9 protein-coding genes and 1 riboswitch are annotated in these 12,787 nt (G+C 47.7%); of the genes, 3 read left to right on the top strand and 6 right to left on the bottom strand.

The genetic code is table 11. The features are described 5' to 3' along the window. Nucleotides 1-66: 66 nt before the first annotated feature. Both PODO_RS26045 and PODO_RS26050 read right to left on the bottom strand, forming a co-directional pair. Complete coding sequence (locus PODO_RS26045) at nt 67-1,140, bottom strand: C40 family peptidase (RefSeq protein WP_038573331.1); 1,074 nt, start codon at nt 1,138-1,140, stop codon at nt 67-69. 203 nt (nt 1,141-1,343) lie between these two features. Next, on the bottom strand, nt 1,344-2,213 hold the full coding sequence (locus PODO_RS26050) for a cation diffusion facilitator family transporter (RefSeq protein ID WP_038573333.1): 870 nt from the start codon (nt 2,211-2,213) through the stop codon (nt 1,344-1,346). Nucleotides 2,214-2,346: 133 nt separating this feature from the next. Between PODO_RS26050 and PODO_RS26055 the strand changes: the two genes are divergently transcribed. Further along, nucleotides 2,347-2,532 (top strand): hypothetical protein, encoded by a 186-nt coding sequence (locus tag PODO_RS26055; protein ID WP_036680230.1) that lies wholly within the window; start codon nt 2,347-2,349, stop codon nt 2,530-2,532. A 325-nt stretch (nt 2,533-2,857) separates the two neighbouring features. On the opposite strand, the gene PODO_RS26060 is transcribed toward PODO_RS26055, so the two are convergent. Both PODO_RS26060 and PODO_RS26065 read right to left on the bottom strand, forming a co-directional pair. After that, nucleotides 2,858-4,483, bottom strand: a complete 1,626-nt coding sequence (locus PODO_RS26060) for an ABC-F family ATP-binding cassette domain-containing protein (protein ID WP_038573336.1) — start codon at nt 4,481-4,483, stop codon at nt 2,858-2,860. Between the two features lie 155 nt (nt 4,484-4,638). Then, nucleotides 4,639-5,604: an MBL fold metallo-hydrolase gene (locus PODO_RS26065; protein WP_038573338.1), complete on the bottom strand. Its 966-nt coding sequence runs from the start codon at nt 5,602-5,604 to the stop codon at nt 4,639-4,641. Nucleotides 5,605-5,827: 223 nt separating this feature from the next. Between PODO_RS26065 and PODO_RS26070 the strand changes: the two genes are divergently transcribed. After that, nucleotides 5,828-6,964, top strand: coding sequence for a virulence factor (locus PODO_RS26070; RefSeq protein WP_036680234.1), 1,137 nt, complete (start codon nt 5,828-5,830; stop codon nt 6,962-6,964). Between the two features lie 101 nt (nt 6,965-7,065). Further along, nucleotides 7,066-7,270: riboswitch (Lysine riboswitch) on the top strand. Nucleotides 7,271-7,469: 199 nt separating this feature from the next. Then, on the top strand, nt 7,470-8,951 hold the full coding sequence (locus PODO_RS26075) for an amino acid permease (RefSeq protein ID WP_052097335.1): 1,482 nt from the start codon (nt 7,470-7,472) through the stop codon (nt 8,949-8,951). A 109-nt stretch (nt 8,952-9,060) separates the two neighbouring features. Here the strand turns inward: PODO_RS26075 and PODO_RS26080 are convergent, their stop codons facing one another. Together PODO_RS26080 and PODO_RS26085 are read right to left on the bottom strand one after the other, a co-directional pair. Then, nucleotides 9,061-10,200, bottom strand: a complete 1,140-nt coding sequence (locus tag PODO_RS26080) for a transglutaminase domain-containing protein (protein WP_038573340.1) — start codon at nt 10,198-10,200, stop codon at nt 9,061-9,063. A 139-nt stretch (nt 10,201-10,339) separates the two neighbouring features. After that, complete coding sequence (locus PODO_RS26085; RefSeq protein WP_038573342.1) at nt 10,340-12,712, bottom strand: glycoside hydrolase family 95 protein; 2,373 nt, start codon at nt 12,710-12,712, stop codon at nt 10,340-10,342. Nucleotides 12,713-12,787 lie beyond the last annotated feature (75 nt).

Here is a 12,787-nt window from a genome sequence, read left to right on the forward strand (position 1 = left end):
CGTACGCCCGCCATCGTTCACCCGTCACAAACATGCGATGCTGTCGCTCCTGCATTTTTCATATATTTAGCGAATGACCGAACCTCCGTAGAGAAAACGATTCATCCAAGAAGCGCTTAGTTTATCTACTCTTACCCCGCCTGAAGCTACGGAATAAGTTTGTAGAACTTGTCCATCTCCTAGATACATAGCAACATGCGATATTCTAGCTGTAGATTTGTCGATTCCCTCATAAGCAGAAGCAGAATTTCCCTTATAATCCATAAAGAACATTAAGTCGCCGCGCTTCAAATTGGAAATAGACGTAACCATCGTACTATTCGACTTCACCCAATCTCCTTGTTGACGGGAATCCGCCGGCAGTTTGAGATTCGCAGCATCCATAAAAATTTGCCGGATGAAGTCCGAGCAGTCAAAGGTTCTTGTATCATTTCTGCTGGAGCCATACTCATAAGGCGTTCCTAGATATCCCATGCCTGCAGCAATTACCCGTTCGATTTGGGCTGAAGCCCCCGGTGTTGTTATAGGCGGATTGGGTGTTGGTGTAGGTGTTGGTGTAGGCGTTACCGTTCCAGATCCCCCACCGTTTCCTGAAAGTGTACTATATTGATCACTTGAACTTATATATCCGATGCTACCATCCGCCGCTTTAACTTGATACCAGTAACTGTTAGGCTGTGCCAGAACTTCTACTTTTTCTCCCTTATTCAAAAGCTTCATTACTTTTCCGCTTGTTGAAGGTGAAACCCGAAGATTCACACCATACTTAATGGTGCCAGTTTGTGCCGATGGTGTCGTTACTGAAGCAGAGGATACGCTGATATACTTATCTCCTGCACTTGTATAACCCACTGAACCATCAGCCGTTTTTACTTGATACCAATAGCTGTTAGGCTGCGAAAGGATCTGCACTTGATCTCCCTTTTGCAAGTACTTCACTATTTCTCCGTCAGTAGAAGGGGTGCTGCGAAGGCGAACACTAGCCTCGATCACACCTGTTTGAACGGCTGAAGCTGCTGTAACTGAATTAGATGAACTTGAGGCTGCCGCTGCTTGTCCAGGAGCAGATACTCCTAAACCTGCAACAATTGCAGCAGATACTAACAAAGATGCTGTAATTTGCTTATGTGATTTGATCATACGTTCCCCCAAATTCCATGATGAGATTTCAATAAAGGATTGTACTACATTATTCCTTTATGCCCTCATTATAGGCTTGCCCGGGATTTGGAACATGCTCCAAATTTCACATATAATCATGCCACTTTATGGTAACATACAGGTCTAAAGTCTTGATTTCTCCTTGAATATGTGTGTTTTTCCCTTAATATAGAATTTTTAATTTATTTTTTAGGTTCCACGTGCACCTGCACATTCATAATATTATGCATTTTGCTCATTCTTTCTTCGATGGAATCACTTATTTCATGACCTTCCGTCACAGAAATATTCGCATCCACCTCCACTACAACATCCACATGCACATGATTACCATGAACCCGTGCCTTCACATCTTTAATCTCTTCTACTCCCGGCGTTCGAGCAATCGTACTGCGTAGATCCATCAATTTATCTTCATCAAAGCCATCGGTAAGCCGATAGGTCGAATCACGAAAAATATCCCAAGCAGTCTTGGAGATAATGAGTCCGACAAGAACAGCCGCTGCGGAATCAATCCATGGCAAACCAAACTGTGCGCCTACAATCCCAACTGCGGCTCCAACACTGACCATAGCATCAGAAAAATTATCCTTAGCCGCTGCCATAAGTGCCCCACTGTTAATTTGCTTGGCCAGTCTTTTGTTATATATATATACTCCCATCATAGCCACTGCACATACAATAGCCACCCCTGCCGACCAGAGCTGTGGCGTTTCTTTTGTACGATCGAAAAAGGACCGCACCGCCTCTACAATCACTTGAATGCCCACTACCGCCATGATAAAAGAAGCCAACAACGCCGCTACGGTCTCTGCGCGGAAATGCCCATAAGCGTGGTCAGAGTCAGGTGGCTTCCGCGAAATCCGTAAACCCACCAGCACAGCTATGGATGCCACGATATCTGTTAAATTGTTGACCCCGTCCGCTACGAGTGCGCTAGATGCAAATAAATAACCGCAAACCAGCTTGAATGATGATAGGATGAGGTAAGCCGCTATGCTAACCCAAGCTCCTCGTTCCCCTTTACGTATATCTTCGTAAATATCAGTCATCTTGGCTCCCCCTCTTTTTCCCCGATTATTTAAAATACGGAAAAGAATTCTTTCAATTATTCTTGCCCTTGTGGCAGCATTTAAAAACAATTAGAATAAAGTGTAAGGACTTGCTTCGAAGGAGGTTATCATAATGAGCGAAAGCAACGATAAAGGAAAAATCAACTTAGCGGAAGCTATCCGTAAAAAACTGGAGCAGAAGAAACAACAATCTTCCTCCAAACCTGGATCCACATTTCAGGCTGGTTCCGCCAAACCGCTAAAAAGCCAAAATAACAAAAAGCCTAACAACCAACGCCGTCGTACTGGCGGATCTTAGTATTTACTTATATTTAAACATAAACGGCTGCGAATCCCTCGGGGAAACGCAGCCGTTTATACGTTCGTCCTGCCTCATAGGATGGATTAGAACTCTTCAAATTCATAACTGATTCTCTTTATTGTACGATTAGCCAGCTGAAAACATGCGCTTTGGAAAACTCAAGGGCTAAAGACTCCCGTCTTAGAAGCCCCGCGTATACTCCCCGTAGAATTCTACTTGTTAATAACTTTTCAAAATCGAAATTATAAAGACAGCTACCCTGATCCTAAAAGGATTAGAGTAGCTGCTTCATGGGTTCCTTCCGCATAGCGGAAATTAAATATTATACTTCTACAGGATACATGCGCTGGCGCATTTCCTTAATTTCTGGATTCTCCAAATATTCATCGTAGCTCATGGAGCGGTCAATTACACCTGTAGGTGTAATCTCGATGATGCGGTTAGCAATGGTTTGGATGAACTGATGGTCATGGGAAGTGAATAGAATCGTGCCATCGAAATCGATCAGCCCGTTATTCAGTGCCGTGATGGATTCCAGATCCAAGTGGTTGGTTGGTTCATCGAACACAAGCACGTTTGCGCCGTTGAGCATCATTTTGGCCAGCATACAGCGAACCTTCTCGCCCCCGGACAGCACGCTTGCTTTCTTCAGTGCTTCTTCTCCGGCGAACAACATACGGCCCAAGAATCCACGCAGGAAAGTTTCGTCCTGATCTTTAGAATACTGGCGTAGCCATTCTACAAGATTCATTTCTACACCATCGAAATAGCTGGAGTTGTCTTTCGGGAAATACGCTTGAGTTGTAGTTACTCCCCATGTATATTCCCCCGCATCCGCTTCTTGCTCACCCATGATCACATCAAACAGCAGTGATTTAGGCTGGGAGTAAGGGCCCACAAAAGCAATCTTATCCCCTTTGTTTACTACAAAGCTGATTTCATCAAGAAGCTTTTCACCTTCAACCGCTTTGGACAAACCGCTGACTGTCAGCAATTGTTTACCCGCTTCACGTTCAGGTTTGAAGTTGAGGAACGGATATTTACGGTTCGACGGACGAATATCGTCCAGTGTAATTTTCTCAAGTTGTTTCTTACGTGATGTCGCTTGTTTAGACTTGGAAGCATTGGCCGAGAAACGCTGGATAAATGCCTGCAATTCCTTGATTTTATCTTCCTTCTTCTTGTTCGAATCACGCTGCAAAGCTTGCGCAAGCTGACTGGACTCATACCAGAAGTCGTAGTTGCCGACGTACATTTGGATTTTGCCAAAATCAATATCCGCAATATGCGTACATACTTTATTCAGGAAGTGACGGTCATGGGATACGACGATAACAGTACCTTCATAGTCCATGAGGAAGTTCTCTAACCAGCCAATAGATTCGAGATCCAAGTGGTTGGTAGGCTCATCTAGCAGCAGGTTATTTGGACGGCCAAACAAGGCTTGCGCCAAGAGTACCCGTACCTTTTCATTGCCGCTCAGTTCGGCCATTTTTTTGTCATGCAGTTCACGCATAATTCCGAGACCAATCAGCATGGCAGCTGCATCTGGCTCAGCATCCCAGCCGTTAAGCTCAGCGAACTCACCTTCAAGCTCCCCTGCACGCAGGCCATCCGCTTCTGTGAAATCGGACTTCGCATAAAGCGTGTCCTTTTCTTTCATAATTTCATAAAGACGTGTATGACCCATAATTACGGTCTCAAGTACTGGGAATTCATCATACTCAAAATGGTTCTGTTTGAGTACTGCGAGACGTTCGCCTGGTGTAACATGTACCTCACCGGTATTTGCTTCGATCTCACCAGACAGAATTTTCAGAAAGGTTGATTTACCGGCACCATTGGCGCCAATCAAACCGTAGCAGTTACCAGGGGTGAATTTTATGTTTACATCTTCAAAGAGAGCGCGTTTTCCGTAGCGGAGTGTTACGCCGCTTGTGCTAATCATTACGCATTACCATCCTTTTCACTTAGGGTTTCGGCTCATTATAGCATAAATAGAGAGCAAAAAGCCCGTAAAATAGCCTTTTCAGCTGTTCTCTCCAATACTAAAGTTATTCCAGCTGCTGTACAGAGGTCGCCAGTAAGGAGGAATTTTTTCAATTATTGTCCAGTTATGCGATTCTCGGGTTGTATAACAAGCGTTTCACCATAACTGAGCGTACGGATTCTTTCTTCAGAAATACCTTGTTTAAGCCGGGCACTTTCCATCCGATCCAGCGCTTCCCGGGCCGTATCATCAGCAAGTCTATAGGTGCCGTAATGCATCGGAATCATGGTCTCCGCTCCAACATCTACAAATGCTTGTATAGCCTCTTCAGGGGTTACATGCTGCGAGGTCATGAACCACTCCGGTTCATAAGCTCCAATCGGCATGAGTGCAACATGAAGCTTATAGCGGCTCCCAATCTCCTTAAAACCCGGAAAATAACCGCTATCTCCTGCGAAATACAGGTTTGGGGGCAGCTTGTCGCTATCCGATTCGATCGGCTGCAGAATATATCCTCCCCAATGAGAAGTATTCGTGTCCCAAGGCGTTCTCCGCGTCCAGTGCTGAGTCGGCACGAAGGTAAGCTTAATTTTACCTAGCGTATTTTCCTGCCACCATTCCATTTCTATGCAGTTGCGAAATCCTTTGCGGAGCATCTTTCGTTTCAAACCTATAGGAACAACAAGGGTTGTCCCTGCTCTATATAATTTACGGATAGAAGCCATATGCAAGTGGTCATAATGAGAGTGCGAGATCAGAATCAGGTCAATGGGAGGCACTTCGCTGAGCGGAATCCCGGGTTGCCCCAATCTTTTCTCAAAGCCTAGTCTTCTCGCCCAGATTGGATCAGTAATGATATTCATCCCTTCATATTGAAGGAAAAACGTGGAATGCCCAATCCACGTAATGGTAGTCTCCAGCCGATTCTCAGCCAGATAAGATAACCTCGGTGGCGTACTTGGCACTACATATGAATAATCTTTTTTCTTCCGTCGACGCTCCTCCCGCCACTTACGAAACTCTTTAAGTGTTTTATCGGTACTCACATTGTCGAGGTTATTGTAGCGAAATTTAACCATAGAGCACCTCATCTTTAGAAGTTTGCCGAGCACGCTTTACTTTAGCGAATATAATACAACTATATTGAACGGCAGAGTATTTTGCAAAATATACAAGTTACTTGGTAAGGGTGCGCCCTTTTTCCGCAAAATATCTAAGCACCCTTTTGTGTTTCACGCCAGAAATGAGATAATATGTGTATAAAGTATGGCGGTGCATATACCGTTCAAGGGGGAGCTACGTATGAAGATTACTTTTATTGAACCGACTCCAAGTCCAAATACGATGAAGCTTCATTTGGACGAAAGTCTGGAACCTGGAATCCGCAGAACCTATACACCAGAAAGTGAACGTTCCGCACCTGCCTGGGCACGCGAAATGTTAACGATACCGGGCGTTATTAGCATCTATCATGCTGCTGACTTTGCAGCGCTCGAACGCAAGGGCAATGCGGATTGGGCAGCGATTCTAAGAGAAGTCCAGAACCGCTTCGGCAACAGCGAAGGCTTAATTGACGATTGGAATCTTGCCGATGAGAACGCTGGCGCTCATTTCGGCGAAGCCCAAGTCTTCGTCCAGATGTTCCGCGGAATTCCGCTGCAAATCCGCGTTAAGACCGGCGCGAATGAAGAGCGCATCTCCTTAGCAAACCGCTTCACGAAGGCGGTTATGGATGTGGCTAGCGCCGTGATGATTAAAGAGCGTAAGCTCACTGATTACGGCGTGCGTTATGGCGAGCCCGCGGAGATTGCACGCGAGGTGGAGCAAGAGGTTGAAGCGGCGTATCCGCAGGAACGCCTCGACTCTCTCGTGCAGCAAGCCATTGCGCACGGCGCTGAAGGCGAGTTCGTCGAGCAGAGACGAACCCGCAGTCAGGATGAGCTGCTGCGAGACCTGAAGCATGAGGATTGGCGCGTGCGCTACGCCGCGCTGGAGGATCTTACGCCGACGGCGGAGCTCCTGCCGGAGCTTAAGGCGGCGCTGCACGATCCCAAGCTGCATATTCGCAGGCTTGCGGTCGTGTATCTGGGCGACCTTCGCACGCCCGAAGCGATGGAGCTGCTCTATGAGGCGATGGCAGACAGCGCGCCAGCCGTGAGACGTACGGCAGGCGATACGCTGTCCGACATCGGCGATCCTGCCGCCACGCCTGTGATGACGGCGGCACTGACGGATAAGAGCAAGCTTGTCCGCTGGCGCGCAGCACGTTTCCTCTATGAGGTGGGCACATCCGATGCCCAAGCAGCGCTGTCAGTTGCGGCGGAAGATCCGGAATTCGAGGTTGGACTTCAGGCCAAAATGGCTTTGGAACGTATCGCTTCCGGTGAAGCAGCGGCGGGCACAGTTTGGCAGCAAATGTCAGAACGTCGTCGTAACTAATGTTCCCTACCGGATTTTGTCATTGCTTGACTTGCGAACTTGCTTTATACTAATTCCTGTTGTTTATAAATGAATGAAGTAAAGATAGCCTCGTCATACTAAGATGAGGTAGAGGTCGCGGATATAAAGAGTACGCGCGTGGAGACGTTAGAGCCGTCTATGAATCGCGTCGAAAGGAATATCTGCCGAAGTCTGCACTGTCGCTCTTACAGCGGTGCAGGCTGGGGCCGTTGCCGAAAGGCACGGAACTGTCACATTGTATAACCTGCATAGTAGCAGGTCATAATGTGTTGCGCTATCTTCACAGGGAGTATGATGCGGAGCTGTATAGATGGAAACCGCAGATATAGTCTGCGGTTTCTTTGCGTTTACAGAATTTGTATGTTTGGTGTTTGTCCATTACCTCATGGAGACCACCAAATACACTCTCCCGCTCTGCGGGAGGAAGCAGCTCAGCACTCCCCGTTCATGAATTGAAAGATTAGATCATAAGGAGTGTCAAATCATGCAGGGCAAGCAGCAAAATCTAGCACAAGGCAACATTAGTAACCCGCCTGAGCTAAAAAAATCATTTAAAGCAAGGCATTTGACCATGATTGCGCTTGGAGGATCTATTGGTACTGGACTCTTCCTCGCCAGTGGTGGCGCTATCGCTTCAGCCGGACCCGGTGGAGCACTTCTAGCCTATACGGCTGTTGGTGTTATGGTTTATTTCCTCATGACCAGTCTGGGAGAGCTCGCTACCTATTTACCGGATTCGGGCTCATTTAGCACTTACGGCACGCGTTTCGTCAGCCCCGCTTTTGGGTTCGCCATCGGCTGGAACTTCTGGTATAACTGGGCGGTTACGATTGCAGCAGAATTATCTGCCGCCACCGTCATTATTAAATACTGGTTCCCGGACAGTCCCTCCTTTCTCTGGAGTCTTGTATTCCTGCTGTTGATGTTCGGTCTTAACTTCCTGTCTGCTCGTGGATACGGAGAATCAGAATATTGGTTTGCCATTATCAAAATTATTACTGTTATCGCCTTTCTTATTGTCGGAGTTTTGATGATTTTCGGAATCATGGGTGGAAAAGCCGTAGGCTTCAGCAATTTCCAGATCGGGGGTAGCTCCTTCCACGGTGGCTTCTTCGCTTTCGTCGGTGTCTTTATGGCTGCGGGATTCTCCTTCCAAGGCACCGAGCTAATCGGTGTTGCAGCAGGTGAGAGTGAGAACCCTCGCCGCAACGTACCTATTGCTATTCGCCAAGTATTCTGGCGTATATTAATCTTTTATATCCTCGCTATACTTGTAATTGGAATGCTGATTCCTTACACGAATCCAGATCTGCTACGCGGTGGTATTGATGATATCGGAGTCAGTCCATTTACGATCGTATTTAATAAAGCTGGGCTTGCTATTGCCGCATCCGTCATGAATGCTGTCATTCTCAGCTCCGTATTGTCAGCCGGGAACTCGGGAATGTACGCCTCCACCCGCGTCCTGTACGCTATGGCTAAAGATGGAATGGCTCCACGTGCTCTAGGCAAGCTTAATCGCCGCGGTGTTCCCGTTGGAGCTTTGCTCGTGACCACAGCTGTCGGTATGTTGGCCTTTTTGGCATCATTCTTTGGTGACGGTGCCGTATACAACTGGCTGCTTAATGCTTCCGGTATGTGTGGATTTATTAACTGGCTCGGCATCGCTGTCTGCCATTATCGTTTCAGACGCGCCTTTATAGCCCAAGGTCATTCCCTTGATGAGCTGCCTTACCGGGCTAGATGGTTCCCGTTTGGACCTATATTTGCCTTAGTACTTTGTGCGGTAGCCATCCTTGGCCAGAATATGGGCGCCTTCTCAGGTGGAAGCATCGACTGGTACGGTATTGCCGTTTCCTATATCAGCCTGCCATTATTCGTCTTGATTTGGGCCGGCTATCGCTTCTTCCGCAAGAGTAATATTATTCCTTTGGATAAATGCGATCTTAGTACTCACCCAGAATAAATAGACTCCTCAAAAAAGGGATATCCAGAAGCCTGAAAGGCTGCAAGATATCCCTTTTTATATAAATCAATCTAGTATATTCAACTCCTGATTTTACTTAGCCCTTTGCCTATTCCCAAGTCACATACACTTTTAGATCACCCGTATTATCAAAAGAAGTGCTAGAATAAGACACATCCTCTAGTCCAAGTTTATATAATTCCTGTAGATCATTCTTCAGCTGGGTTCCACTACCGTGATAACGGAATAATAAAGATCCCTCTCCTGAAGCGACAGCCTTATTCGCCAGCTGAATTAAATCTGCTGCTGAACGTACAATCCGCTCCTCGGCATACAGCTCATAATTAAGGTCCTTCTGAAGCTGCTTATACACCCCGGCGCTCTGTCCTCCACGCTCTACAAGTGCCGACAAGGTCTTATAATAGGCAACCGAGGCTGCCGGATAAGACTTCGTCCAGCTATGGTCCTGACGCATTTGTGCATCAGTCTTCAAGTAATACGCGGTGCTTACCACGCCGGCTTTATCAGGTGTCGGGTCATCCCAAGTTGTGTCGAGATGATACCATCTTCCTTCGAGCAGCACTAGATTCCAAGCATGAGACTGGCTGCGTCCTCCCGGCTGTTTTGCAGTGCCCTCAACGATTTTATTACTGAATCCCGCTTCCTTGAGCAGCTTATAGGTCAACAGCGAATACCCCTGGCAAACGGCACTGCCACTCTTCAGACCTTCATAAGCCGTATATTTACGATAAGAGGTATCATACTTCAGACGCAGCACCACCCAGTCGTGGATAGCCTTAACCTTCTGATGATTATTCATGCCCGGTGTAATGATCTTCTTGAGCGTTGCCTTTACTTCTTTGTTCACAAAAGCGGTCTGCTCCAGCGTTTCCAAGTATTTCACTTCTACTGTAACCTTTACAGAGCTTTTGCTCCCTCGATAAGTGTATCCGTAGCTGTCTATGATGTAATACAAATAGGGATCGCTATTCATCGCTTGATCTAGACCCGTTTGTATCTGTGTTTTTAAATTCGAGGTTTTCCCCTCATAAGTAAAAGTGATAGTTTCTCTACGATTATTCATCGCACCGGTTAGCTTCTGGGCAATTTCACTTACAGAACGAACGGTCGGTGAAGTCGTGGCCGCATAAGCATGCCCCCAGGTCCAATACAATGTCGGGGGAATGGCTGCGCAAATAATCACTCCTCCAAGAATGACTTTTGCCAACGTGAAGCGTTTTTTCCACATAATTATTCTGATCCTCCGGCTCCTACAGACTTATTCAAAACCCTCCATTTAATAGATAATGAGGACTTGGGCAAAAAAAGACTGTTCTCTGTAGAATAATTCTACTCTGAGAACAGCCACTAAGCCAGACCGATATGGATTATTTCTTTAGGGGTGTAATGATATAGGTCTCTCCGATTGCTGTTTCAAATTCCAGCCCCGCTCCTTCAATCTGTGTACCATCCGGTTTTTGAATGAGCAAAGGCTGGTGTTGAACAATTCTGCAGGATCGGCCATGAGTCGAGGTAACCTCTGCCCTTGTTAAACAGCCCTCGCTCCATTCTATAGTCGTGACAAAGCCACCACGTGCCACCAAACCTTTCACGCTGCCTTCAGACCATTCCTTTGGAAGAGCAGGTAATAGTTCCAGACCCTCCTGATGACTCTGCAAGAGCATTTCTGCTATCCCGGCTGTAGTTCCGAAGTTTCCATCAATCTGAAACGGAGGGTGATTACCGAACAGGTTCGGCAAACTGGAATCTTGCAAAATGCGACGTAGACAGCTAACCGCACTCTCGGCATCCTTCAGACGCGCATAAAGATTAAGCAACCAAGCTGCGCTCCAGCCTGTATGGCCACCTCCGTGTTCTATGCGTTTCTTCAGTGTGAATGTTGCCGCCTCCGCTAGCTCTGGTGTGGAGGAAGGGCTAATTACGTTCCCAGGGTACAGGTCATACAAATGAGAAACATGACGATGCCCAGGCTCTTGTTCAGCGAAATCCTCATTCCATTCGCGGACAGTTCCGTCCGGTGCGATCCCCTGGTGGGCAAGCTGCTTCTGTTTCTGCATAAGCTCCTGACGCAGCTCTACATCGGTATTTAAAATGTCAGCAGCCTGAATGCAGTGCTTGAACAACTCAGCGATGAGCGATAAATCCATGGCTGAGCCAGCCGAGACACTGCATGGTATGCCTTCAGCAGTCAGAAATACATTCTCTGGCGAGGTAGACAGACCTGTAGTCCATCTTCCATCAGGCAGCTCCACTAGCCAATCCAGACAAAACAATGCGGCTCCCTTTAATAAGGGATAAGCTGTGCGCAAATAGTCCTCATCTGGACGGAAAGCGTAACGCTCCCATAGATGGCGAGAGAGCCATACCCCGCCCATCGGCCAAAAAGCCCACATCGCCTTACCGTCTGATGGAGAAGTCATCCGCCACAAATCGGTATTATGGTGTACTGTCCAGCCGCGTGCGGCATAATGAATATTCGCTGTACGGCTGCCAGCCACGCTAAGCTCCGTAATAAAATCTATTAAAGGTTCATGGCATTCGCCCAATCCGCATAACTCGGCCGGCCAATAATTCATTTCGGTGTTTATATTTGTCGTATAATTGCTGTTCCATGGTGGCTGAATATAGGGATTCCAAATGCCCTGCAGATTCAGAGCTTGTGTCCCCGGCCGTGAGCCAGCAATCATAAGATAGCGGCCATACTGGAACAGTAGCGCTTCCAGTTCAGGATCCGTCTGTCCTTCGCGGTATTGTGCCAGTCGCTCATCAGTCGGAAGCTCTCCCCGGGAGGCAGCAGATGCAAGCGTCAACTGCACACGGCGGAACAGGGATTGATGATCCTCTAGGTGGCGCTGCTTAAGCTCTGCGTATCCTTTTGAGGCTGAAGCTAACTGCTCTAGGCACAATTCCGCTGGCAGCTTGCCACCGCTTCCCGGCATCCGGTCATACCCGGCATAATCGGTTGCCGCAGCCAGACGAAGGGTAATGGAGTGCGCGCCAGAAATCAACAGCGAGCCGTTCTCCGCTACACAAGCCCCACCTTCCGTCTGGATCTCCATAACCGCAGCAAAACTTATGCCAAGGCCCTCTTCATATAATACGGCACGCGGGTGATCCCCTACGTAGTTATCAGCCACATGCGACGGGGCACGGCCAGTCATAATAAGCATGCCATTCGGAGTAATCTCCGAGTGGGAAGGATGCGGTGATGCCAGATCCGCCCAGAAATCTGGCAGAGTAGCTTGGCCCTCTCCCCCCTCCGCACGGATATGAAGAGCTATAAGCTCATCCGGTCTGCTGGCCAATACTTCACGTACGATCCTTACACCATCGGCAGTATAGGATACCGTAGCCAACGCCCGATCCAGATCAAGTTCCCTCCGGTAATCCTCTACAGCACCTGCAAAATTAAACTTCAATCGCAAATCTCCAAGTGGTTGATAGGATTCCGTCCGGCTGCCTAACATTTTGGCGTCCACCAGTGCTTCTGCTTCCTTGTATTTTCCCTCTGCTACTAGCTGTTTGGCTGGGGCTAAATGCCGCAGTGCCTCATAATTGGCTTTATCCCGCGGGAAACCCGACCATAAGGTGTCTTCATTTAATTGAATCCGTTCTTCTTCGATTCCACCAAAGACCATGCCGCCCAGCCTGCCGTTACCTACGGGCAGCGCCTCTTCCCATACAGCCGCCGGCTGCTTGTACCATAACTCATGCTGTCCGGAGTTCTTGCTCTCTCCCATGTATATTCCTCCTGTCCTGTTATGACCGGTGAAAAGCAATCAGCGGGAGGCCCGGACTTTCGTTCGGACTTCCCG

The organism is Paenibacillus odorifer, assembly GCF_000758725.1.
GTDB lineage: Bacteria > Bacillota > Bacilli > Paenibacillales > Paenibacillaceae > Paenibacillus_AQ > Paenibacillus_AQ odorifer.

Bases quoted from the DNA above. Each gene is read 5' to 3' on its own strand.
- PODO_RS26065 (WP_038573338.1), bottom strand. From the start codon at position 5,604: ATGGTTAAATTTCGCTACAATAACCTCGACAATGTGAGTACCGATAAA.
- PODO_RS26060 (WP_038573336.1), bottom strand. From the start codon at position 4,483: ATGATTAGCACAAGCGGCGTAACACTCCGCTACGGAAAACGCGCTCTC.
- PODO_RS26075 (WP_052097335.1), top strand. From the start codon at position 7,470: ATGCAGGGCAAGCAGCAAAATCTAGCACAAGGCAACATTAGTAACCCG.
- PODO_RS26045 (WP_038573331.1), bottom strand. From the start codon at position 1,140: ATGATCAAATCACATAAGCAAATTACAGCATCTTTGTTAGTATCTGCT.
- PODO_RS26050 (WP_038573333.1), bottom strand. From the start codon at position 2,213: ATGACTGATATTTACGAAGATATACGTAAAGGGGAACGAGGAGCTTGG.
- PODO_RS26070 (WP_036680234.1), top strand. From the start codon at position 5,828: ATGAAGATTACTTTTATTGAACCGACTCCAAGTCCAAATACGATGAAG.
- PODO_RS26085 (WP_038573342.1), bottom strand. From the start codon at position 12,712: ATGGGAGAGAGCAAGAACTCCGGACAGCATGAGTTATGGTACAAGCAG.
- PODO_RS26055 (WP_036680230.1), top strand. From the start codon at position 2,347: ATGAGCGAAAGCAACGATAAAGGAAAAATCAACTTAGCGGAAGCTATC.
- PODO_RS26080 (WP_038573340.1), bottom strand. From the start codon at position 10,200: ATGTGGAAAAAACGCTTCACGTTGGCAAAAGTCATTCTTGGAGGAGTG.